This window comes from Pseudomonas sp. Ant30-3 (assembly GCF_000690905.1).
In the GTDB taxonomy this organism is placed as follows: Bacteria; Pseudomonadota; Gammaproteobacteria; order Pseudomonadales; family Pseudomonadaceae; genus Aquipseudomonas.
In genome coordinates this window covers 1-23,464 of sequence record NZ_JMCL01000019.1, presented here as the reverse complement: position 1 = coordinate 23,464, position 23,464 = coordinate 1, and the positions used below count along the sequence as shown (strand labels likewise).

General features: G+C 58.9%; 22 protein-coding genes. 13 read left to right on the top strand and 9 right to left on the bottom strand.

Annotation, left to right across the window (positions count from 1 at the left end; translation table 11 throughout):
* Positions 1-130 precede the first annotated feature (130 nt).
* The 5 genes from DU29_RS0105205 to DU29_RS0105185 all read left to right on the top strand — a co-directional run bounded on the left by DU29_RS0105205 (position 131) and on the right by DU29_RS0105185 (position 5,066).
* Entirely contained in the window at positions 131-577 is a 447-nt protein-coding gene (locus DU29_RS0105205; RefSeq protein ID WP_028620765.1) for a DUF4879 domain-containing protein, read from the top strand.
* 68 nt (positions 578-645) lie between these two features.
* Complete coding sequence (locus tag DU29_RS0105200) at positions 646-1,197, top strand: DJ-1 family glyoxalase III (protein ID WP_028620764.1); 552 nt, start codon at positions 646-648, stop codon at positions 1,195-1,197.
* A gap of 151 nt (positions 1,198-1,348) precedes the next feature.
* Positions 1,349-1,882 (top strand): (2Fe-2S)-binding protein, encoded by a 534-nt coding sequence (locus tag DU29_RS0105195; protein ID WP_028620763.1) that lies wholly within the window; start codon positions 1,349-1,351, stop codon positions 1,880-1,882.
* A complete protein-coding gene (locus tag DU29_RS0105190) occupies positions 1,879-2,865 on the top strand; it encodes an FAD binding domain-containing protein (protein ID WP_028620762.1) in 987 nt (328 codons plus the stop codon). Before DU29_RS0105195 ends, DU29_RS0105190 begins: the two co-directional genes overlap by 4 nt.
* Positions 2,865-5,066, top strand: a complete 2,202-nt coding sequence (locus tag DU29_RS0105185; protein ID WP_028620761.1) for a xanthine dehydrogenase family protein molybdopterin-binding subunit — start codon at positions 2,865-2,867, stop codon at positions 5,064-5,066. Before DU29_RS0105190 ends, DU29_RS0105185 begins: the two co-directional genes overlap by 1 nt.
* Here the strand turns inward: DU29_RS0105185 and DU29_RS0105180 are convergent.
* Positions 5,063-6,301 (bottom strand): MFS transporter, encoded by a 1,239-nt coding sequence (locus DU29_RS0105180; protein WP_028620760.1) that lies wholly within the window; start codon positions 6,299-6,301, stop codon positions 5,063-5,065. The two genes, DU29_RS0105185 and DU29_RS0105180, sit on opposite strands and share 4 nt — an antisense overlap.
* A gap of 397 nt (positions 6,302-6,698) precedes the next feature.
* On the opposite strand from DU29_RS0105180, the gene DU29_RS0105175 reads away from it, so the two are divergent.
* From DU29_RS0105175 to DU29_RS1000000131170, 3 genes are all read left to right on the top strand, one after another.
* Entirely contained in the window at positions 6,699-8,147 is a 1,449-nt protein-coding gene (locus DU29_RS0105175) for a cytochrome ubiquinol oxidase subunit I (protein ID WP_028620759.1), read from the top strand.
* A 3-nt stretch (positions 8,148-8,150) separates the two neighbouring features.
* On the top strand, positions 8,151-9,158 hold the full coding sequence (gene cydB, locus DU29_RS0105170; RefSeq protein ID WP_028620758.1) for a cytochrome d ubiquinol oxidase subunit II: 1,008 nt from the start codon (positions 8,151-8,153) through the stop codon (positions 9,156-9,158).
* Between the two features lie 66 nt (positions 9,159-9,224).
* Positions 9,225-9,392, top strand: coding sequence for a DUF2474 domain-containing protein (locus DU29_RS1000000131170; protein ID WP_081832435.1), 168 nt, complete (start codon positions 9,225-9,227; stop codon positions 9,390-9,392).
* A gap of 82 nt (positions 9,393-9,474) precedes the next feature.
* Here the strand turns inward: DU29_RS1000000131170 and DU29_RS0105160 are convergent, their stop codons facing one another.
* A complete protein-coding gene (locus tag DU29_RS0105160; RefSeq protein ID WP_028620757.1) occupies positions 9,475-10,599 on the bottom strand; it encodes a methyltransferase in 1,125 nt (374 codons plus the stop codon).
* 162 nt (positions 10,600-10,761) lie between these two features.
* Positions 10,762-11,493: a helix-turn-helix transcriptional regulator gene (locus DU29_RS0105155; RefSeq protein ID WP_028620756.1), complete on the bottom strand. Its 732-nt coding sequence runs from the start codon at positions 11,491-11,493 to the stop codon at positions 10,762-10,764.
* Between the two features lie 358 nt (positions 11,494-11,851).
* On the opposite strand from DU29_RS0105155, the gene DU29_RS0105150 reads away from it, so the two are divergent.
* Complete coding sequence (locus DU29_RS0105150; protein ID WP_028620755.1) at positions 11,852-12,628, top strand: ferredoxin--NADP reductase; 777 nt, start codon at positions 11,852-11,854, stop codon at positions 12,626-12,628.
* 41 nt (positions 12,629-12,669) lie between these two features.
* Here DU29_RS0105150 and mscL read toward each other — a convergent pair whose 3' ends face one another.
* Entirely contained in the window at positions 12,670-13,092 is a 423-nt protein-coding gene (gene mscL, locus DU29_RS0105145; protein ID WP_028620754.1) for a large-conductance mechanosensitive channel protein MscL, read from the bottom strand.
* 225 nt (positions 13,093-13,317) lie between these two features.
* Here mscL and radA point away from each other — a divergent pair, with 225 nt between their 5' ends.
* Positions 13,318-14,685 (top strand): DNA repair protein RadA, encoded by a 1,368-nt coding sequence (radA, locus tag DU29_RS0105140; protein ID WP_028620753.1) that lies wholly within the window; start codon positions 13,318-13,320, stop codon positions 14,683-14,685.
* Positions 14,686-14,813: 128 nt separating this feature from the next.
* Here the strand turns inward: radA and DU29_RS0105135 are convergent, their stop codons facing one another.
* Positions 14,814-15,182 carry a PilZ domain-containing protein gene (locus tag DU29_RS0105135; protein ID WP_028620752.1) on the bottom strand — a complete coding sequence of 123 codons (369 nt, stop codon included), beginning with the start codon at positions 15,180-15,182 and terminating at the stop codon, positions 14,814-14,816.
* A 159-nt stretch (positions 15,183-15,341) separates the two neighbouring features.
* Between DU29_RS0105135 and DU29_RS0105130 the strand changes: the two genes are divergently transcribed.
* The 3 genes from DU29_RS0105130 to yjiA all read left to right on the top strand — a co-directional run bounded on the left by DU29_RS0105130 (position 15,342) and on the right by yjiA (position 18,756).
* Positions 15,342-17,408 (top strand): carbon starvation CstA family protein, encoded by a 2,067-nt coding sequence (locus DU29_RS0105130; protein WP_028620751.1) that lies wholly within the window; start codon positions 15,342-15,344, stop codon positions 17,406-17,408.
* Positions 17,409-17,422: 14 nt separating this feature from the next.
* Positions 17,423-17,620 (top strand): YbdD/YjiX family protein, encoded by a 198-nt coding sequence (locus DU29_RS0105125; RefSeq protein ID WP_028620750.1) that lies wholly within the window; start codon positions 17,423-17,425, stop codon positions 17,618-17,620.
* 164 nt (positions 17,621-17,784) lie between these two features.
* Complete coding sequence (gene yjiA / locus DU29_RS0105120) at positions 17,785-18,756, top strand: GTPase (RefSeq protein ID WP_028620749.1); 972 nt, start codon at positions 17,785-17,787, stop codon at positions 18,754-18,756.
* Positions 18,757-18,857: 101 nt separating this feature from the next.
* On the opposite strand, the gene DU29_RS0105115 is transcribed toward yjiA, so the two are convergent.
* The 4 genes from DU29_RS0105115 to glyA form a co-directional block, all read right to left on the bottom strand.
* Complete coding sequence (locus tag DU29_RS0105115) at positions 18,858-19,547, bottom strand: GntR family transcriptional regulator (protein ID WP_028620748.1); 690 nt, start codon at positions 19,545-19,547, stop codon at positions 18,858-18,860.
* A gap of 21 nt (positions 19,548-19,568) precedes the next feature.
* On the bottom strand, positions 19,569-20,273 hold the full coding sequence (locus tag DU29_RS0105110; RefSeq protein WP_028620747.1) for a FadR/GntR family transcriptional regulator: 705 nt from the start codon (positions 20,271-20,273) through the stop codon (positions 19,569-19,571).
* Between the two features lie 53 nt (positions 20,274-20,326).
* Positions 20,327-21,640: a C4-dicarboxylate transporter DctA gene (locus DU29_RS0105105; protein WP_028620746.1), complete on the bottom strand. Its 1,314-nt coding sequence runs from the start codon at positions 21,638-21,640 to the stop codon at positions 20,327-20,329.
* Positions 21,641-21,963: 323 nt separating this feature from the next.
* Entirely contained in the window at positions 21,964-23,217 is a 1,254-nt protein-coding gene (gene glyA, locus DU29_RS0105100) for a serine hydroxymethyltransferase (protein WP_028620745.1), read from the bottom strand.
* Positions 23,218-23,464 lie beyond the last annotated feature (247 nt).

Below are 23,464 nucleotides of genomic sequence, written 5' to 3'. Positions count from 1 at the left end.
TCGGAAAAAGCCGCGCATCATACCAGCAGCGTGGGGTTGTGGCTGCTGATGGCTGCGTTCGTCGTCGATGTTTTGCGTTAAAGCCAAACGCGCCATACTGCGTGCTGGTTTTCGGAACAGTGGGTCGTGCATGAAAAAGCGTCTGTTTGGCGGATTCGGTCTGTTGCTCGCCCTGTTGGTGAGCGCGCCAAGTGCGTCAGCGGCCTCGGCGGGCGCGTTGAGCCAGCTCAAGGTGCTCAAGGTCGAATCGCCGGCCTGCGGTTTTGAAGACATCACGCCCGGACAGGAACGCACGCGCTGCGATCACGGTGGGCCGAACATCAAGGTCTACGTGCTGGAGGTCGGCTATGGCCGTAAGGCGCATGTCGCCCTGGACGGTTTTGAAGTCAACGGCACGCGAACGCCGGTCTGCGCATTTGATAACGGCAACCTGACGGAATGCACGGCCGGCAAGAAAACTGTCGGTTATCTGTACGTTCTCGATCTGGCGGGCAAGCAGGAGGGCACTTTCACGTTCAGAAATACGTCGATCAACGCCCCCGGCAATACGATGTCGACGCAGCTTTACATCAAGTAACGGCTGGACCCGAACAAGGGTCTGGAAAGCTGACTACGCTCTAAAGATCATTCCGTGGACCTTCGCACATGACCTTTAGAGCTTTAATAACCCTCGCCGAGGGCATCGACGACCTGCAAACCGTGACCTTGATAGACGTGCTGCGCCGCGCACAAGTGGAAGTGGTGGTCGCCAGTATCGAGCGGCGGCGCATGCTGACCTGTGCCCGCGGCACCCGCTTGACTGCCGACGCGATGCTGGTGGATCTGCTCGCGCAACCGTTCGACCTGATTGTCCTGCCCGGCGGTGCCGTTGGCGCGCAGCATCTGGCGGCCCATCAACCTTTGCAGCAACTGATCAAGGATCAAGCGGCGGCCGGGCGCCTGTTCGCCGGCATTGCCGAAGCACCCGCGCTGGCGCTGCAAGCCTCTGGCGTGTTGCGTCAGCGCCGCATGACCTGTCTGCCGAGCACCAGTCATCAACTCTCAGGCTGCAATTTCGTCGACCAACCGGTGGTGGTCGATGGCAACTGCATCACCGCGCAAGGCTCCGGCGCAGCCCTGGAATTCGCCCTGACGCTGGTTGAGCAACTGTGTGGCAAGGCCACGCGGACGACGGTGGCGGCGGAGTTACCGGTCTAACGGCTTGGCCGCGAATGGCACGTTTGGCGCTTCATTAAGGTTTTATATCGCCTATCAATCCCCTTGAACGCTCGCAAACCCCCGAAGTCGTACCCCTTATGACGGCGGTTTGCCAAAACGCCGCGAACATACGACCAACCGTGAGGTGTTTATGAGCGTGACCACTCCCGACGTGGCGCAACCGGCGTTCGTCCGCCACCCGCTGAAACTGACTTTGAATGGCCAGGAGCGTCAGCTTGAGGTCCTGCCCTGGACCACATTGCTCGACTTGCTGCGTGAGCAACTGGACCTGATCGGCACCAAGAAAGGCTGCGATCACGGCCAGTGCGGTGCCTGCACGGTGTTGCTCAACGGCAAGCGGGTGAACGCCTGCCTGACGCTGGCGGTGATGTGTGACGGAGCTGAATTGACCACGGTTGAAGGCTTGGCTGAAGGTGATCAACTGCATCCGATGCAACAGGCCTTCATCAAGCACGACGCCTTCCAGTGCGGTTATTGCACGCCGGGGCAAATTTGTTCTGCGGTCGGACTGGCCAATGAGGGGCGGGCGCAGACAACCGAGCAGATCAAGGAACTGATGAGCGGCAACCTGTGCCGCTGTGGTGCCTACAGCAATATTCGCGATGCCATCGAAGAGGCGCTTCCCGCCTGCCGTCAACGCGCCGGGCAAGGAGGTGAGCAATGAATCCCTTCCAGTACAGCAAACCGGATTCGGTGCAGAGCGCCGTTGATCTTGCCGGGCCCACGTCCCGTTTCATCGCCGGCGGGACCAACCTGCTGGATTTGATGAAGGAAAACATCGCTCGCCCGGAACACCTGATCGACATCACCAGTCTGCCGTTGCGTGACGTGACGGAGACGGACAGCGGTGGGGTGATGATCGGCGCCTTGGTGAGCAATGCCGATCTGGCCTGGCACCCGTTGATCGAACAGCGCTACCCGTTGCTCTCTCAAGCGATCCTCGCCGGTGCCTCGCCGCAATTGCGCAACATGGCCAGCACCGGCGGCAATTTGCTGCAACGCACGCGCTGCTATTACTTCTACGACGCCAACGTGCCCTGCAACAAGCGCGAACCGGGCAGCGGTTGCCCGGCGCGAGACGGGCTGAACCGGATTCACGCCATCCTCGGTGCGAGTGCGCAATGCGTTGCCACGCATCCGTCCGACATGTGTGTGGCGCTGGCCGCGCTGGGTGCAGTGGTTCATGTTCAGGGACCGGCCGGCGCGCGGACCATCGAGTTCGCCGACTTCCATCGTTTGCCCGGTGATTCGCCCGAGCGCGATAACCAGTTGGCTGATGATGAGTTGATCACCGCTGTCGAACTGCCCGCTGCTGGCTTCGCTGCAAACAGTCATTACCTGAAGATTCGTGACCGGGCGTCTTACGCGTTCGCGCTGGTCTCGGTGGCCGCCGCGCTGGAGATCAGCGGATCGGTCATTGGTGAGGCGCGATTGGCACTGGGCGGCGTGGCGCACAAGCCGTGGCGCGACCTGGACGTGGAAAAGTGGCTGGTGGGTAAATCGGTCAGTGAAGAAACCTTCGCCGCCGCTGCCGACGCGTTGCTGCAAAACGCCGAACCGCTGGAACACAACGCTTTCAAAGTGAAACTGGCGCGCCGGGCCATTGTCCGCGCCCTGAGCGAAGCCGCGCTGGGAGGCCACGCCTGATGAATACCCTCACGAAACCAATGGGCCAGCCGCTTGACAGGGTCGACGGCCGCTTGAAAGTAACCGGTCAGGCTCGCTATGCCGGTGAGTATCCCGAAGAAGGCCTGCTTCACGGCAGCGTGGTGTCGAGTTCCATCGCCAATGGGCGTGTTGTGAGCATTGATGCATCGCGGGCCCTGGCTCTGCCAGGCGTGATCGCCGTGATTGATCACACCAATCGGCCGAAAATCGCCAGTTACGATGAAAGCTACGACGACGCCGATTCGGCGGAAGGTTCGCCATTCCGTCCGTTGTACAACGACCGCGTGCTGTACAGCGGTCAACCGCTGGCGCTGGTGGTGGCTGACAATCTCGAACTGGCGCGCTACGCCGGCTCGTTGGTGAAGATCGAGTACGAAATCCAGCCCCATCAGACTGATCTGTTGACGCTGCAGGACGAAGCGCATCCGGCCCCTGCAGAATTGCCCGAACCTCGTGGGAATTTTCAGGCCGAGTTTGCCGGGGCGGCGTTGAGTCTCGACCTCAATTACAGCACGCCGATCGAGCACCACAATCCGATGGAACCGCATGCCAGTACGGTGTTGTTTCAAGCGGACGACAGTTTGCATATTCACGACAAGACCCAAGGCCCGCAGAACTGTCAGTCTTACGTGCAGAAAGTCTTCGGTCTGGAGAAACAACAGGTCAGAATTTTCGCCGCCTATGTCGGTGGCGCGTTTGGCTCAGGTTTGCGTCCGCAATATCAACTGCCGCTGGCGGTGATGGCGGCGTTGCACCTGAAACGTTCGGTGCGTGTGACGCTGACGCGCCAGCAGATGTTTACGTTTGGCTATCGCCCTCGCACGCTGCAGCGCCTGCAATTGGGCGCAGCCGCCAATGGCCGCTTGCTCGCGGTCGGCCACACGGCCATCGGCCAGACGTCGCGTTTTGAAGATTTTACCGAGCACGTGGTGGAGTGGAGCGGCATGCTCTACCACTGCGACAACGTGCAATTGACTTACAAACTGGTGCCCCTGGATGTCTTCACCCCCTTGGACATGCGCGCCCCGGGCGCGGCGCTGGGGTTGATCGGTCTGGAATGCGCTATGGACGAACTGGCCTGCGCCTTGGCGATCGACCCGGTGCAATTGCGCTTGGTCAATTATGCCGAGCGCAATCAGAACGAAGACAAACCCTATTCCAGCAAAGAGCTGCGTGAGTGCTATGCGCAAGGCGCCAAGCGCTTCGGCTGGGATCAGCGTGACCCTGAACCGCGCAGTATGCGTCAGGGCCATCAACTGGTTGGCTGGGGCATGGCCGGCGGCGTTTGGGAGGCCATGCAACAAAAGGCCAGTGCCAAGGCCAGTCTTGATCAGAATGGCAAACTGACCGTCAGCAGCGCGACGACGGACATCGGCACCGGGACTTACACGGTGATGACGCAAATCGCCGCGCAAGCGTCAGGTGTTGCCGTGGAGAACGTCACGTTTGTCCTCGGCGATTCTTCGTTGCCGACGGCGCCATTGCAGGGTGGCTCGTTCACCGTGTCCTCGGTCGGTACGGCCGTGCAGCAGGCTTGCGAAGCGTTGAAGGAAAAGTTACTGGCGGTGGCGCGGCAAACTTCGCCGGCCTTCAGCGCTGTAACCTCGGAGCAAGCAGTGTTCGAAGACGGCATGCTGACTTTCGCAGACGCGCGCATCGCCCTGGCCGAGCTTGCCCGCAACAGCGGGGAAGAAAAGCTGGAGGCGCAGGTCGATGCCGAACCGGACAAGAAGCGCGAAGCCTACGCCACGGCCACCCATTCGGCGGTGTTTGTCGAGGTGCTGGTGGATGAGCACCTGGGCACGGTGAAGGTCAACCGGGTGGTCAGCGCGATCGCGGCCGGTCGGGTAGTCAATCCGAAGATGGCGCGCAGCCAGATCCTCGGCGGTGTCGTCTGGGGTGTTGGTATGGCGCTGCACGAAGAGACGCAAACCGACCACACGCTGGGCCGCCACATGAACCACAGCCTGGCCGAGTACCACATCCCGGTGAACGCGGACATTGGCGACATCGATGTGCTGTTCGTCGAAGAACACGACGAAATCGTCAATGCCCTGGGCTCCAAAGGCGTTGGCGAAATTGGCATCGTCGGGGTGGCGGCAGCGGTGGCCAACGCGATCTATCACGCCACTGGTAAACGGGTGCGGGACTTCCCGATCACCCTGGACAAGCTGCTCTAGGCTTTCACTTCCTCAAGCGGCTCGTGCATGCGGTCGCGGTTGGCCAGGGTCGGGAACAATTTGATCCAGACCCCGGTGACCACCAGCGTGCCGATGCCGCCCATCACCACTGCCGGGACCGTGCCGAACCAGTGCGCGGTCACGCCCGATTCAAATTCGCCCAACTGATTGGAAGCGCCGATGAACAGACCGTTCACGGCGCTGACCCGGCCGCGCATTTCGTCCGGGGTTTCCAGTTGCACAAACGAGGCGCGGATCACCATGCTGATCATGTCGGCCGCACCCAACACCACCAGCACCGCCAGGGAAAACCAGAACGACGTTGACAGGCCGAAGGCGATTGTCGCGACGCCGAACACGCCGACGGCGGTAAACATTACGCGCCCGACCTGTCGATCCACCGAAAAACGCGCCAGCCACAGCGACATCAACAGCGCGCCAACGGCCGGCGCCGAGCGCAACAGGCCCAACCCCCATGGCCCGGTCAGCAGAATGTCCTTGGCGAACACCGGCAGCAGCGCCGTCGCGCCGCCGAGCAACACGGCAAACAGGTCAAGGGAAATCGCCCCGAGAATGTCCGGGCGGCTGCGGATGAAGCGGATGCCTGCGAGCAACGAATCCAGCGTCGCTTTGCCTTTGTTTAACGGTGTTTGCCGCGCGGGCAGGTTGAGCATCAACAGGCAGGCGATTACGTAAAGGATCACCGTCGGGCCGTAAACCCAGACGCTGCCAAAGGCATAGAGCAAGCCACCGAGTGCCGGGGCAACGATGGTTGCCGATTGCTGCGCCGATTGAGCAGCAGCCACCGCACGAGGAAACAGTGCTTTGGGCACGATGCTCGGTAAAAGGGCCTGCGTAGTCGGCATCTCGAAGGATCGTGCGGCGCCCAGCAGGAAGGCGAGGATGAAGATCATTTCACGCGTGACGTTATCGGTCGCGCTGCCGATCGCCAGCGACAGGGCGATCAAGGCTTGCAGCGACTGGCAGATGGCCGCGACCTTGCGCCGGTCGTAACGGTCCGCCACATGCCCGGTGTGCAGCATGAACAGAACACGCGGGGCAAATTCGACCAGCCCGACCAGACCGAGGTCGAGCACGTTGCCGGTCAGTTGATAAAGGTTCCAGCCAATGGCGACCGTAAGCATCTGAAAGCCACTGGCGGTGAATACCCTGGCCAGCCAGAACGCAATAAATGGGCGGTGATGACGTAACAGCAACGGCGCTTGGCTGGGCATCGACGGTCAATCTGAATGAAGGAAAGGGCGACATTATCACCAACCTGTAACCAGAAGTTGCGAGCGCAAAGCATTTGATCCCCTGAACGTTCACGCAGCTGCTACGCGAGACGCAGCCTTCGGCAGCTGCTACATGGGTGGGCGCCTCGCTGAGGCAACCTGTCACGCGGCAATAGACCACACCGTCCATCGTCGAAATTCGGACTACTCTTTCATCGTTGCTTGATCCAGATCAAAACCGCACCAGGATTTGATCCGGCGGCCAAATGGCCAGACTCCCTACGTTGTGATGTTGGTAAAAAAAGAACGAATTCGAATTCGCCACACTCCATATCCGTGGGGGCAGTGGGTGCAGGCCACAAGCCTTCAGCCGGTATTACCTGACAGAGGAAGACTTATGTTCGGTTTGGAGGCGCTCGATCTCGCCCGAATCCAGTTCGCGTTCACCATCTCGTTTCACATCCTGTTCCCGGCCATCACCATTGGTCTGGCGAGTTACCTGGCGGTGCTTGAGGGGCTGTGGCTGAAAACCAACAACAACACCTATCGCGATCTGTATCACTTCTGGTCGAAGATCTTTGCCGTCAACTTCGGCATGGGTGTGGTGTCCGGGTTGGTGATGGCGTATCAGTTCGGCACCAACTGGAGCCGCTTCTCGGACTTTGCCGGTGCCGTGACCGGGCCATTGTTGACGTACGAGGTGCTGACCGCTTTCTTCCTCGAAGCCGGTTTCCTCGGTGTCATGCTGTTCGGCTGGAACAAGGTGGGGCGCAACCTGCACTTCTTCTCCACCGTCATGGTCGCTGTGGGCACGCTGATTTCAACCTTCTGGATTCTCGCGTCCAACAGCTGGATGCAGACCCCGCAGGGCTTCGAGATCATCAATGGCCAGGTCATCCCGACCGACTGGTTTGCAGTGATCTTCAACCCGTCGTTCCCGTACCGCCTGGCACACATGGCGACTGCTGCGTTCGTGGCAACGGCATTCTTCGTCGGTTCCTCGGCGGCCTGGCACTTGCTGCGCGGTCGCGACAACCCGGCGATCCGCACCATGCTGTCGATGGCGATGTGGATGGCCTTGCTCGTCGCGCCGATTCAAGCCGTGATCGGCGACTTCCATGGCCTCAACACGCTCAAGCATCAACCAGCGAAAATCGCGGCGATCGAAGGCCACTGGGAAAACCACGGCGACGAACCGACTCCGTTGATCCTGTTCGGCTGGCCGGACATGAAAGAAGAGCGGACCAAGTATGCCGTGGAAATTCCGTACCTTGGCAGCCTCATCCTGACCCACTCGCTGGACAAACAAGTGCCGGCGCTTAAAGACTTCCCACCGGAAGACCGGCCAAATTCGACCATCGTATTCTGGTCCTTCCGGATCATGGTCGGCCTGGGCATGCTGATGATCTTCACCGGTTTGTGGAGCCTTTGGCTGCGCAAAAGTGACGCGCTTTACACCTCGCGGCCCTTCCTTTATCTGGCCCTGTGGATGGGGCCGTCCGGGTTGATCGCAATTCTCGCTGGCTGGTTTACCACCGAAATTGGTCGACAGCCGTGGGTGGTTTACGGGTTGATGCGCACGGCGGATGCGTCGTCCGGGCACAGTTTCATGCAGATGAGCATCACTCTGATTATGTTTGTGGTGGTCTATTTTGCGCTGTTCGGCGCCGGTCTGAGCTACATGATGCGCCTGGTGCGCAAAGGCCCGGTCACCGATGAGGGCAAGGAAACCAACGACGGCGGCCCAGGCAAGAAGCGTACGCCGGCCCGTCCACTCTCGGCTGCCGATGAAGATAACGGCGAAGGCGACGTGCACGACCCTATCAGCCTGAACAAGGAGATTTGAATCATGGGTATCGATCTTCCGCTGATCTGGGCCGTTATTATTATCTTCGGCATCATGATGTACGTAGTCATGGACGGTTTTGACCTGGGCATCGGGATTCTTTTCCCGTTCGTTAAAGGCAAAACCGACCGCGACGTGATGATGAACACGGTGGCGCCGGTCTGGGACGGTAACGAAACCTGGCTGGTGCTGGGCGGCGCCGCGTTGTTTGGCGCGTTTCCGCTGGCATATTCGGTCGTGCTTTCGGCGTTGTACCTACCGCTGATTTTCATGCTGATGGGTTTGATCTTTCGCGGCGTAGCGTTCGAGTTCCGCTTCAAGGCGAAGGACGAAAAGCGCCACTTGTGGGACAAGGCATTCATCGGCGGATCGATTGCGGCGACGTTCTTTCAGGGTGTTGCGTTGGGCGCGTTCATCGACGGATTCGAGGTGGCCAACCGGCAATTCGTCGGCGGCTCGCTGGCTTGGCTGACGCCGTTCACACTGTTTTGCGGCGTGGCTTTAGTGGTTGCCTATGCCTTGCTGGGTTGCACCTGGTTGATCATGAAAACCGAAGGCAAATTGCAGAAGCAGATGCACGATATCGCCAGGCCTTTGGCGTTTGTGGTGCTGGCAGTCATCGGTATCGTCAGTATCTGGACGCCGCTGACGCACGCGGATATCGCCGCTCGCTGGTTCACCCTGCCAAATCTGTTCTGGTTCCTGCCGGTGCCAATTCTGGTTTTGGTGACGATGTATGGTCTGCTGCGCGCTGTGGCGCGCCATGCCAATTACACGCCGTTCCTCTTGACGTTGGTGCTGATCTTCCTCGGCTACAGCGGGCTCGGCATCAGCCTGTGGCCAAACATCATACCGCCGTCGATTTCAATCTGGGATGCTGCTGCGCCGCCGCAGAGTCAGGGTTTCATGCTGGTAGGTACACTGTTCATCATCCCGTTCATTCTGGGTTACACCTTCTGGAGCTACTACGTATTCCGCGGCAAGGTTACCCATGAAGATGGTTATCACTAGTCAGCCGTGCTTGCTCGCGATGGCGTCCTCGACGGCGCCAACGACCTTCGAAGAGGAATGAACGAGATGTCTAACAAACCTTCACTGCACGACATCCAGGAGGCCGAAAAAAAGCCGCTCTGGCAGCGGCTTGGATGGTTGGCGATGATCTGGACCGGCAGCGTGGTAGCGCTGTTCATCGTCGCCAGTCTGATGCGTATGTTTATGAATGCTGCGGGCCTCAGCACGCCCTGAAACACTTCAACTGTTCCCATTCTGTGCCTTGTGGCGCAGTCCTCAAACCCTCCTGTGATGGAGGGTTTTTTTTCGCACCTGATTACTTGCGCGCTTTCAGAATCACGAATTTTGGCGTGGCGGCTACTTGTTCGACGCCACGGAACAACCGCGCCAGCTTGCTGTGGTAACCCAAGTGGCGATTGCCGACGATGTACAAGGCGCCGCCCACTACCAGCGCTTCGCGGGCTTGCTGGAACATGCGCCAAGCGAGGAAGTCGCCCACCACTTGCTGCTGATGAAATGGCGGGTTGCACAGTACGACGTCCAGCGACTGCGGTTCCTGCCCGGCCAGACCATCGCCGGCACGCACGGTCACTTCTCGATCACCCAACGCCGCCTGCCAGTTCTCGACAGCGGATTGCACTGCCATGAATGATTCATCGACCAGCGTGTAATGCGCTTCGGGGTTTTGCAGCGCGCTGGCGATGGCCAATACGCCATTGCCGCAACCGAGGTCGGCGACCCGCGCCGTGCCAAGGTTGACTGGCAGGTGCGGGAGAAAGGCCCGCGTGCCGATGTCCAGCCCTTCGCGACAAAACACGTTGGCATGGTTGATCAGTTCAATCGGCGGCGCGTCGAGCTTATAACGAGTGGGGTAGGGGGACGCAGCCGGTGCCTTCGCCTCAACGGTGGCAATCAACAGGCGGGCTTTTTTCACTGCCAGTGAGGCTTGCACCGGGCCAATGTAGCGCTCCAGCAAATCGCCTGCAGCCCGTGGCAGATGCTTGACCATCGCCGCAGCAATCACTTGGGCGCCGGGTGCCAGTTGGCCCTGGAGCCGAATCAATTGCTCTTCCAGCAACGCCAGGGTTTTCGGTACGCGAATCAGTACCCGATCGAACGGACCGACGATGGCTTCGCTGGCGGGTAGGTGCGGCACCGCGTCGAATGGCAATCCGTTGCGCAGCAGATTTTTTTCCAGTCCTTGCAAGGCCAGAATCGAGTCGCCACTGCTGGTCACCCGGACCTTGCCCGACAGGCTCACCGCCAATGCGCCGAAACTGTCGTTGAGCACCAGCACGCGCATGTCTGCGTTCGGATTTTGATCGGCCAGGTGACCGAGCAAGTACTCGTCTGCCGCGTCGAATGCCTGCAAAGGCTCGTTCTGCTGTTCAGGCTGGCGAATGAGGTCGAGCCGGGCGAAAGGTGTTTCGAGCAAAGGCATGAGGCGGGTAGCTCTGATAATCAACAGGGATCCCGCGGCCCTGAGGCGCTGTGGCGGGCGAGACCGTCCAGGTGAACTGCGTCGTGGAGTTCACGCCATCACTCAGGAGGGACCGCAAATGGTACGTTTTTTTCCATCGGATTGCCCGCAGGTTTTTACCGGTCAGCGGATCGAAGCTTCACTCAAGTGGCCGGCCTTCATCGCCACAATGATTGCCGAGATCTTGTTTTTGGCGCCGAGTTTTTCGATCGCACTCTGGGTATGAAAATGAATGGTGCGCGGGCTCAGGTGAAGAATCCGGGCGCTCTCTTCGGCAGTTTTGCCGGTCGCCGCGAGGTTCAAAACGTCTATCTCACGCGCCGAAAGACGCGGCAGAGCCTGTTTGACACAGTGTTTGGGCAGCGATTGTTCCACCAGTACGTGCAGATGCCGCGCCATGAATACGGAAAATCCGAGATTCTCATAAAGCTCCAGCGCTGTGATCGGGCAATGGCTGCGCGCAAGACTCAAGATGCTGCACAAGCCCTTTTCTTCATCATGCAATGCTTGCGACCAACCGTGTTGCAGGCCGTGCGTTTTCAATGCATCCCACAAAATCGGGCTGTCTGAAAACATGTCTTCGGTCCACAGGATGGGCATCATTGAGTGATTGCAATGCGCTACTACCGGATCAATGTTGCGCATTTTGTTTCGGTCATACTCGCGGTTCCAACTGGTCGGATAATTATTGAATTTAACTGTCTTTGGTTGATGATCTCTGGAGGGATAAGTTGTTGAAAATCCGAAGTAATTGAAGCCAATATTTTTGGCAAAGCACACCGCACTCCGATAAGCGGTATCAATTTCGGTCGTACTTGAAAACTGTTTCAGTTGTGATTCTTTCCATTGTTCCATCATCCGTCTCCATAACCTTTGGTCAGCTTGCAGGTTCCTGGATCCAATGCCAGGAGTGGCTGAGTGTAGGACTCTTCCTACGCAACGGTGATGAATTTCAGTAAATTTTCGTAATTGAAATTTAAATATGTGTTCTATAACCCTCGCCCATACATCTATCAATTTCTTTGAATGATGAGGCTAATATTTATTTATTAGGAAAGACTTTAAGTTGATCATTGAAAAGCTAATCACGGGCTGGATCATTTGTACAAGTTCAACAGGCAAATAGTACAACTATTAAAGACATTACAAACAACCGGTGTTTAGTCGGGCGGGTTTGCGGGACACTGTACTTCTTCAATCAAAGGAGCGCCCCATGACTGCCAGCGTCGAGAAATTCACTCGCCAGACATTGACCGACGTTCAACCGTTGACGCCTGCCCTGTTTACCCTGCGCACCACTCGCGATCCCGGTTTTCGTTTTCGTGCAGGGCAGTTTGCCCGACTGGGAATTACCAAACCTGACGGCAGCACTGTCTGGCGCGCCTATTCCATGGTGTCCTCACCCTATGACGAGTTTCTCGAATTTTTTTCCATTGTGGTCCCCGGGGGGGAGTTCACCAGTGAACTGCATCGGCTCGGGGTTGGCGATACATTGCTGGTTGATCGTCAGGCCTTCGGTTACCTGACGCTGGACCGTTTTGCCGATGGCCGCGATCTATGGTTATTGTCGACCGGAACAGGCGTAGCGCCGTTTCTGTCGATTTTGCAGGACTTCGAAGTCTGGGAGAAATTTGAGCGCATCATCCTCGTTTACAGCGTGCGCGAGGGACGAGAATTGGCTTACCAGGAACTTGTCGCCGGGCTGGCAGAACGTGACTACCTGGCCGAGCACGCGCACAAGCTGCAATTCATCGCGACGGTCACCCGCGAAGTGTGGCCGCAAACCCTGAATGGCCGTATTACATCGCTGATCGAAAATGGCGAGCTGGAGCGCGTTGCCGGCGTGCCCCTCACGCCAGAACACTCACGCGTCATGCTGTGCGGTAACCCGCAAATGATTGATGACACACGAAAGATGCTCAAACAGCGAGGCCTGAATCTGAGCCTGAGTCGCCGGCCGGGGCAGGTCGCCGTAGAAACTTACTGGTAGAAAAAAGGCGCCTGGGTAGGCGCCTGTTTTCTAGAAATTCATTACAGCTGTGGTGGCTGAATATTTTGTGCCTTCAACAGATCGCGAATCTCGCCCAGCAGCAGTTCTTCCTTGGTTGGCACCGGTGGCAAGGTTGGCGCGACGGCTTCTTCGCGCTTCAGACGATTGATACCTTTCACGCCCATGAAGATCGCGAACGCGACGATGATGAAGTCAATGGTTGTCTGAATGAACTTGCCGTAGGCCAATACCACCGCAGGCGCATCGCCCGAGGCTGCCTTGAGCGTAATCGCCAGATCGCTGAAGTCCACTCCACCGATCAGCAGGCCGAGAGGTGGCATGACCACATCACCGACAAATGAGGAAACTATCTTGCCAAACGCGGCGCCGATGATGATACCGACGGCCATGTCGACCACGTTGCCTTTGACCGCGAAGGCCTTGAACTCGCTTATCACGCCCATAAGGTTATTCCCTGTTACAGATGAGTTTGGTAAGGCAGTGTAAATCAGCAAAACAGGTCTTGCCCGAAACAACTGCTCACATCGTTAGCTAGCAGTCGACCGGAGCAGCGCTGAAAAGTTTATCCGGTGGCGGCAATCCGGCGAACGCGTCCCGGGCCGTCTGCCGAGTGCGCTGCACCGATGCCGGTCAGCTGAGCTATCATCGCGCTTTTGCCGGGAGTTCAGATGGCCAAGGCCAAACGCATGTACGGCTGCACCGAGTGCGGTTCGACTTTTCCCAAGTGGGCGGGCCAGTGCGGCGAGTGCGGGGCCTGGAACACGCTGACCGAGACCATGATCGAAAGCGGTGCCCCCGCAGCCCCGAGCGGGCGCACCGGCTGGACCGGTCAACAGGCGCAAATCAAGACGCTGGCTGAAGTGAGCGTCGAAGAAATCCCGCGGTTTTCCACGGCATCCAGCGAGCTTGATCGCGTGCTTGGCGGCGGCCTGGTGGACGGCTCGGTGGTGTTGATTGGCGGTGATCCGGGCATCGGCAAGTCAACCATACTCTTGCAAACCTTGTGCAACCTGGCCAAGAGCATGCCGGCGCTTTACGTCACCGGCGAAGAATCCCAACAGCAAGTGGCCATGCGCGCCCGACGTCTCGGGCTGCCGCAGGACCAACTGCGCGTCATGACCGAAACCTGCATCGAAACCATCATCGCCACGGCCCGTGTCGAAAAGCCCAAGGTCATGGTCATCGATTCGATCCAGACGATCTTTACCGAACAACTGCAATCGGCGCCGGGCGGCGTGTCCCAGGTTCGGGAGAGCGCGGCGCTGCTGGTGCGTTACGCCAAGCAGAGCGGCACGGCCATCTTCCTGGTCGGCCACGTGACTAAAGAAGGCGCATTGGCCGGGCCGCGAGTGTTGGAGCACATGGTCGACACGGTGCTGTATTTCGAAGGCGAGTCCGATGGGCGTTTGCGGCTACTGAGGGCGGTGAAGAACCGGTTCGGTGCGGTCAACGAATTGGGCGTGTTCGGTATGACCGACAAGGGTTTGAAAGAAGTGTCCAACCCCTCGGCGATTTTTCTGACACGGGCGCAGGAAGAAGTGCCGGGTAGTGTGGTCATGGCGACGTGGGAAGGGACGCGGCCGATGCTGGTGGAAGTTCAGGCACTGGTCGATGACAGTCATTTGGCCAATCCGCGCCGGGTCACGCTGGGGCTGGACCAGAATCGCCTGGCGATGCTGCTGGCGGTGCTGCACCGTCACGGCGGCATTCCGACTCACGATCAGGACGTGTTTCTCAACGTGGTCGGTGGTGTGAAGGTATTGGAAACGGCGTCGGACCTGGCGCTGATGGCGGCGGTCATGTCCAGTTTGCGTAACCGGCCGTTGCCACATGATTTGCTGGTGTTCGGTGAGGTCGGGTTGTCCGGCGAGGTGCGCCCGGTGCCGAGCGGTCAGGAGCGTCTGAAAGAAGCCGCCAAGCACGGCTTCAAGCGGGCCATTGTCCCCAAGGGCAATGCGCCGAAGGAAGCGCCGCCGGGTTTGCAGATTATTGCGGTGACGCGTCTGGAACAGGCGCTGGATGCGCTGTTCGAATAAACGCTGCAACTGAATCGAACCCTGTGGGAGCGAGCCTGCTCGCGAAAGCGGTTGGACTGACACATTTGGCTTGAAGGTGCCGGCGCCATCGCGAGCAGGCTCACTCCCACAGTAGACGGCGGTGTTGGTCACACTTCTATCAAGGCGCCCAACTCGCGCTCCAGCTCTTCGGGATCTCCGAGGTTGAACTCTATAAGGCGCCGTAGAAGCTCAATGGACTCCAGACTGATGTGACGGCAGACAAAACCCAGTTGCCCGTTGTCGTCATGGGTCAGGTGCACCTCCATTTTTATGTCGACGTCTTTGCTCAGATGAATGTCGACAAAAAAATTATTCTCCGGATCGCCCTCCCAAGGTTCAGGCTTTTTGATGAGCAAACCCTTCAGCGACAAATCGATCAGTCGCACAGGCCAGGTCTGCTCCCCCTGAATCAACTCGGTTCGGGCATCGAACGCGATACGTTTGAAGCGGCGTCGATCGGCAGGTTGTTCGCTCATGGCGCAATCCTCAAGGTGTGCACTGACTATAGACCTGCATCACCGACAACTGCCAGCACCACCCGGACATGCGCCTAACGTCTGACTATGGCCTTTATCGTCAGGCGAGCTAAACTCGGGATGGCTGTCTTTCTTGTCCACTCTGGCTGGAATCCTAAAATGAAAAATAATAATAGCCTGGTACGCCATTTACCCTGGCTGCTGCTGGCAATCGTGGGAGCGTGCGCCCTGGGCGTAGTGGCGTTGCGTCGGGGCGAGGCGATCAACGCCTTGTGGATTGTGGTCGCTGCGGTGGCCATTTATCTGGTGGCGTATCGTTACTACAGTCTGTTTATCGCCAACAACGTGATGCAACTCGATTCACGTCGGGCAACTCCCGCCGTGCTCAACAATGACGGCCTGGACTATGTCCCGACCAACAAACACATTCTGTTCGGTCACCACTTCGCCGCCATCGCAGGCGCCGGGCCTTTGGTCGGGCCGGTGCTGGCAGCGCAAATGGGCTATTTGCCCGGCACACTCTGGCTGATCGCCGGCGTGGTGCTGGCCGGTGCGGTACAGGATTTCATGATCCTGTTCCTCTCTACGCGCCGCAACGGCCGTTCGCTGGGCGACATGGTCCGTGAAGAAATGGGCCGTATTCCCGGCACCATCGCGCTGTTCGGCTGCTTCCTGATCATGATTATCATCCTCGCGGTGCTGGCGCTGATCGTGGTGAAAGCGCTGGCGGAAAGCCCGTGGGGCATCTTCACCGTGATGGCGACGATCCCGATTGCCATGTTCATGGGCATTTACATGCGCTACATCCGCCCGGGCCGCATCGGTGAGATCTCCATCGTTGGCGTGCTGCTGCTGTTGGGTTCGATCTGGCTGGGCGGGCAGATTGCCGCCGATCCGGTGTGGGCCAAAGCGTTCACCTTCACGGGCGTGCAGATTACCTGGATGCTGGTCGGCTACGGTTTCGTGGCGGCCTCGTTGCCGGTTTGGCTGATTCTGGCACCGCGCGACTACCTGTCGACTTTCCTGAAAATCGGCACGATCATCGCTCTGGCGATCGGCATTCTGGTGACCATGCCCGAGCTGAAAATGCCGGCAGTGACGCAGTTCATCGACGGTACCGGGCCGGTGTGGAAGGGCGGTCTGTTCCCGTTCCTGTTCATCACCATCGCCTGTGGCGCGGTTTCCGGCTTCCATGCGCTGATCTCCTCCGGCACTACGCCCAAACTGCTGGATAACGAGGTCAATGCCCGTTACATCGGCTACGGCGGCATGCTGATGGAATCTTTCGTTGCAATCATGGCGATGGTGGCCGCATCGGTGATTGAACCGGGCGTGTACTTCGCCATGAACAGCCCGGCCGCAGTGGTGGGCAGTGATGTGGTCTCGGTGGCGCAGACGGTCAGCAGTTGGGGCTTTGCGATCACCCCGGAAGCGCTGGAAGCGGTGGCCAAGGACATCGGTGAAACCACCATCCTGGCCCGTGCCGGTGGTGCGCCGACCCTGGCGGTCGGTATTGCGCAGATTCTGCACAGTGTCCTGCCGGGTGAAAACACCATGGCGTTCTGGTACCACTTTGCGATTCTGTTCGAAGCGCTGTTCATTCTGACGGCCGTCGACGCCGGTACCCGGGCCGGCCGTTTCATGCTGCAGGACCTGCTCGGTTCTTTCGTGCCTGCACTGAAACGCACCGAATCCTGGACCGCCAACCTGATCGCCACCGCCGGTTGTGTGGCGATGTGGGGCTGGTTGCTGTATCAGGGCGTGATCGATCCGTTAGGTGGCATCAATACCTTATGGCCGCTGTTCGGCATCTCCAACCAGATGCTGGCCGGTATCGCGCTGATGCTCGCCACCGTTGTGTTGATCAAAATGAAACGCCAGCGCTACATTTGGGTGACCATGCTGCCCGCCGTGTGGTTGCTGGTCTGCACCACGACTGCAGGCTTCATCAAACTGTTCGACGCCAACCCGGCGATCGGCTTCCTGTCGCTGGCCAAAAAATACAGTGATGCGCTGGCCAATGGTCAGATCCTGGCTCCGGCCAAGAACATTGATCAGATGCAGCACGTAATCTTCAACGCCTACACCAATGCCACGCTGACGGCGCTGTTCCTGTTCGTGGTCTTCAGCATCCTGTTCTTTGCCCTCAAAGTCGGCATCGCCGCCTGGGGTACCAAGGAACGTACGGATAAAGAAGCGCCATTTCAGGCGCTGCCGGATGCGTAAGCGAGGAATGCAGCATGTTCAATGACCTGAGTCGCCTCGGTAAATACCTCGGTCAGGCCGCACGCCTGATGGTCGGCATGCCCGACTACGACAATTACGTCGAGCACATGCAAACCAACCACCCGGACAAACCGGTGATGAGCTACGAGATGTTCTTCCGCGAACGCCAGGAAGCACGTTACGGTGGCAAGGGTGGGCCGAAATGCTGTTGATCCGGTTTCCGGGTTAACAGCAATCCCTGTGGGAGCTAGCCTGCTCGCGATAGCGGCTGAACATTCAACCTCACTGTTGATTGACAGTCCGCCATCGCCAGCAGGCTGGCTCCCACATTTGTTTTGTGTTGATACTTAAATTTTTTAAGCCAGGAGATCCAGCTTTGTCCTCTCCCATCCCGGTCACGATCCTCAGCGGTTTCCTCGGCGCTGGTAAAACCACGCTGCTGCGGCACCTGCTCAAAGCCGAGCACGGCCTGAAAATCGCCGTGATCGAAAACGAATTCAGCGACGCCGGCATTGATACCCAACTTTTGGGCGACGAGCCGGTGCAAGTAATGACCCTGTCCAATGGCTGCGTCTGCTGCACCATCCACACCGACCTGACGAAGGCGTTGTACCTGTTGCTGGAGCGCCTCGACAGCGGCGAAATCGCCTTCGACCGGTTGGTGATCGAGTGCACCGGCCTTGCCGACCCGGCGCCGGTGGCCCAGACATTTTTCATTGATGAAGAGCTGCGCGAGCGCTACATCCTCGACGGCATCATCACCTTGGTCGACGCGGCCCACGCCGACGTTCACCTGACCCAGACCATCGCCCAGGCGCAGATCGGTTTCGCCGACCGCTTGCTGGTGAGCAAACGTGATCTGGTCGATGAGCCAACCTTTACCGCGTTGAGTGAGCGCCTGGCCCGCATCAACCGGCGCGCACCCATTCACACCGTCGATCATGGCAACATCGATCTGGCGCAAATGCTCGATGTGCGCGGGTTCAACCTGAATGCCGACCTGGGCGGCGGCATGAGCCTGCGTCCGGTCAGCACTGCGCCTTCCATCGACCGCATCTCCAGCCTTGTGTTGCGCACCGATAAGCCGCTGGATATCGACAAGCTCAGCGAGTTCATGAATGAACTGCTGGAAGAACATGGCAAGCAATTGCTGCGCTACAAGGGCGTTTTGAGCATCGCCGGGGAGCCGCGGCGGATGGTGTTCCAAGGCGTGCTGAAACTTTACGGTTTCGACTGGGATACCGAATGGGCCGACGACGAAACGCGCGAAAGCGTGATCGTGTTCATTGCCGATGATCTGCCGGAAGAGAAGATTCGCGAAGGGTTTGCGCGGGTGGCGGCCGAGTAAGCTCCAATATTTTCGGCGAGCCTGATGCCGCCATCGCGAGCAGGCTCACTCCCACAGGGAAGCATGTCAAATGTGCGAGCGAGCCTGCTCGCGATGGCGATCTAGCCGGCAACTCGATTCTGGCTGACGACCGATCCCGCGTGCAGCAATGCCTCTTCCAGCTGATCCAGATGCCGGGTCAGCGCGGCCACAGCGATCTCGGTGTTTCCATGGGCAAGCGCTTGCAGAATCTCGTGATGAATCTGCCACACGCAATAATCATGGGTCCGCACGCCAGCCTGCACGATCGCCAAAGCACTCAACGGCACCAGACTTCCCAGAAAGTGCGCCAGCGGCGCATTTCCCGCCATGTCCGCCAAGCACAGGTGAAACTCCCCGGATAGCCGAATCGCCGTGCCCCGAGCGGTGCATTCGCGTTCGCTTTCCACCAACCGATGTAGCAGTTGCAGATCCTGCGTGCGGGCTCGTTGGCACACCAGCCGCATCAGGGTGATTTCCGTCAGCCGTCGCGCATGCAGCATCTGCCGAATCTGCTCGATATCCAGTGCCGCGACGCGCGGCCGGTGATTGGACCGAAGGATGATGACCTGCTGATGCGACAACTGCGTCAGCACACTGCGAATATCGCTGCGGCGCACCTCGAACATCAGCGCCAGGCTGTCCTCGGTAAATCGACAGGTCGCACTGATGCGCTGCTCGAGAATGGCGTCGAAAACCCGCGCGTACAGAGCCTCGACGGGCGGCCGCAAGGGCAGGGCAGTCAGCGTGTGCGGTGAGGCGAAACTGTTCATGGCGGGTCTCCGTTCGAAGGGTCAACGTGCGACGTTGTCATCCGGGATGTTCAGTTCAATGCCCATACGCCGGCCTTCGCGGAGGATGTGCCGACGCATTTCCAGGCTGGCCTGGGCGCTGTTCTTGCTGCGAATGGCGCGCACCACGGCTTCGTTCTCTTCGAGACGTTCAGTCAGATGCTCGGGGGAATTGCGCAACACCTCGGCGCTTTGTTTGAGGGCGTTGCTGGTTTGCTGCACCACACTCTGGAAGATCGGATTGGAGGTCAGCGTGAACAATTCTTCGTGGAATGCGATGTACGCATTGACCCCGGCTTCACTGTCGTTGGCTTCCAGCGCTTCGCGCATGTCCATCAAGGTCAGGCGCAATTGCCCGACTTCCTTACTGCTGATCGACTGAGCCACCAGGCCGACGATGAACGGTTCGAGGGTGTAACGCAGTTGCAGCACATCTTCCAGGCTGGCACCGGCCACCGCGCTGTCGTGACTCTGGCTGTCGCTGAGATTGGCTTCGAGCACCACCACACCCTTGCCCGGCATGGAGCGCACCAACCCGAGGGTTTCCAGCACGATCACCGCTTCACGCAGACTTGGCCGACTGATGCCCAATTGCTCGGCCAGTTCACGCTGGCCGGGCAACATTTCGCCGGAACGCCACTGACCTCGGGCCAGCGCAGCCCGAAGTTTTTTTACCACTGAGTTGACGACGGTTGACGAGGTAATCACTGTTCGCTCCAGGTCGCAATAAAGTGCCTGCCCTCGGGGCAGGCACACGATGTTTAAAAGTCTTGCTGATGCGCCGGTGTCACCGGTTTTTTCGGCTGGAAGGTATAACCCACCTGACCGCTCAGCACCTTGTTCGCGCGTTGCACATCAATGTCCTTTTCCCAGCGGGCGATGGCCACGGTCGCTACGCAGTTGCCGATCAGGTTAGTCAGGGCCCGGCCGATGCCCATGAACCAATCCACCGCCAGCACCAGCACCAGGCCCACCACCGGAATGGCCGGGATCGCCGTCAGGGTTGCAGCGAGAATCACCAGCGCCGAGCCGGGAATCCCGTGAGCGCCTTTGGAGGTGATCAGCGACACCAGCAGAATGGTCAGCAAATCGGTCATGGCCAGTGGCGTGCCGGTGGCATTGGCGATGAACACGATGGCAAGCGTCAAGTAGATCGAAAAACCGTCCAGATTGAACGAGTAGCCGGTTGGAATGACCAGTCCGACTGTGGAGCTGCCGATGCCCAGATGCTCAAGCTTGCGCATGATTTGCGGCAGCACGGCGTCCGACGAAGCGGTGCCCATGACGATCAGCAGTTCCTCACGCAGGTACTTGAGCAACGGCCACATCTGCAGGCCGGAAAGGCGCATTACCAAACCAAGTATCAACGACACGAACGCCACGCAGGTCAGGTAAAAGAGGCCGACGAGGTTGCCCAGATGCTGCAGGGAATCCAGGCCGTATTTACTGGTGGTGAAGGCAATTGCGCCGAACACGCCGATGGGCGCCAGACGCACGATCATGCCCATGATGCGAAAGATCACATGGCTCAGTTCATTGATCAGGCGGGAGATACCGGAAGCCGCTTCGCCCACCAGATTCAGGGCGCTGCCGAACAGCACCGAAAACAGCAGCACTTGCAGAATGTTGTTTTCGGCGAAGGCGCCGATGACCGATGTCGGTATCAGGTCCATCAGGAATTGCGTAGTGGTGTGCATGTGCTCGCCGCGCTGGGCGATGTCACCCATGTCGGCGGCAGACAATTGATCCAGATGGATGTTGGCACCGCTGCCAATGCCGGTGCTGAAGGCGAACAATAGGCCAATGATCAGGGCAATGGTGGTCAGCACCTCGAAATAGATCACCGACTTCAGGCCGATGCGTCCGACTTTCTTCAGGTCGCCGGCACCGCTGATGCCGCTGACCACTACGCAGAACACGATCAGACCGATAAGCATCTTGATCAGTTTGATAAAGCCGTCACCGAGGGGTTTGAGCTGTGCGGAATATTCGGGAAGGGTCAGCCCGCAGACGATGCCGAGCACCAGTCCGAGAACCACTTGGAGGAAGATTGAACGCGAGCACCATCTGAGCATGGGAGGAATCCTGGTCGGTGTCCTGGCTGCCGTGCGCTGTGCGCATCGGATTCAGAACTTAATTATTGTGGTCTTACCGGTATGTCCAGTGCAGGCGCAGTCTACGCTCGGTTTTTCCCAAGTTACAAGTCAAGATTGCTTGATTGGCATGACCGGTCAGACCAGCGGCCTAAGCCCCGTAGGAGCTGCCGGAGGCTGCGATCTTTGCTTTTTCAAAACCAGGATCAAAAGATCGCAGCCTTCGGCAGCTCCTACAAATCGCAGGCGAAAAAAAACCGGCCATCACTGGCCGGTTGTTTTAGTGCAGCGATTCAGCGTCGCAATCAGGCGCCGTACACCGGCATCTTCTTGCAGATGGCCTTGACCTTCTCACGAACGGCGTCGATCACCGCTTCGTTGTTCAGGTCAGCCAGGATGTCGCAGATCCAGCCGGCCAGTTCCTTGCACTCTGCTTCCTTGAAGCCGCGAGTGGTCACAGCCGGGGTGCCGAAGCGCAGGCCGGATGTCACGAACGGGGAGCGTGGATCGTTCGGCACGGAGTTCTTGTTCACGGTGATGAAGGCTTTGCCCAGAGCGGCGTCAGCGTCTTTACCGGAGATGTCCTGCTTGATCAGCGACAGCAGGAACAGGTGGTTTTCAGTACCGCCGGACACCACGTCAAAACCGCGCTCGATGAACACGCCGGCCATGGCCTTGGCGTTTTTCACCACTTGCTGCTGATAGGTTTTGAACTCAGGCTGCAACGCTTCCTTGAAGCAGATCGCCTTGGCAGCGATCACGTGCTCCAGCGGGCCACCCTGGGCGCCCGGGAAAACGGCGGAGTTGAGTTTTTTCTCGATGTCGGCGTTGGCACGCGCCAGGATCAGGCCGCCACGTGGACCGCGCAGGGTCTTGTGCGTGGTGGTGGTCACGACGTCAGCGAATGGCACCGGGTTCGGGTAGACGCCAGCGGCGACCAGGCCGGCCACGTGGGCCATGTCGACGAACAGGTAAGCGCCGACCTTGTCAGCGATTTCGCGGAAGCGCGGGAAGTCGAGGATCTGCGAGTAGGCAGAGAAACCGGCCACGATCATTTTCGGCTTGTGCTCGACCGCCAGGCGCTCGACTTCGTCGTAGTCGATCAGGCCGTTGATGTCGATGCCGTATTGAACGGCGTTGTACAGCTTGCCGGAAGAGGAAACACTGGCGCCGTGGGTCAGGTGACCACCATGGGCCAGGCTCATGCCGAGGAGGGTGTCGCCGCCTTGCAACAGGGCCAGGTACACCGCACTGTTGGCTTGCGAACCGGCGTGCGGCTGAACGTTGGCGTAATCAGCGCCGAACAGTTCTTTGGCGCGATCAATGGCCAGTTGCTCGACGATATCGACGAACTCGCAACCGCCGTAGTAACGCTTGCCCGGGTAGCCTTCGGCGTACTTGTTGGTCAGTACCGAGCCTTGAGCTTCCATCACCGCAGGGCTGGTGTAGTTTTCCGAAGCGATCAGCTCAATGTGCTCTTCCTGGCGCTGAGCTTCTTGCTCCATGGCGGCAAAGAGATCGGCGTCGTACTTGGCAATAGTCAAATCACGGCTGAACATGGCGGTCCTCAAGGATCGGGGCAGAAAAGGGGGGCATTCTAACCCAACCGCTTTTGGATGGCATATGAAAGGAGATCATGTCGCGGACAAGTGGGCTTCATGGCGGGATCAGCGGTGATCATGCAGGTCTGTGGCGAGGGGGCTTGCCCCGTTCGACTGCGAAGCAGTCGCAAAACCTGCCTGCATCAATCGACTGGACCAGTGCCAGGCTCCGCTTCGCCACCCAACGGGGGCAAGCCCCCTCGCC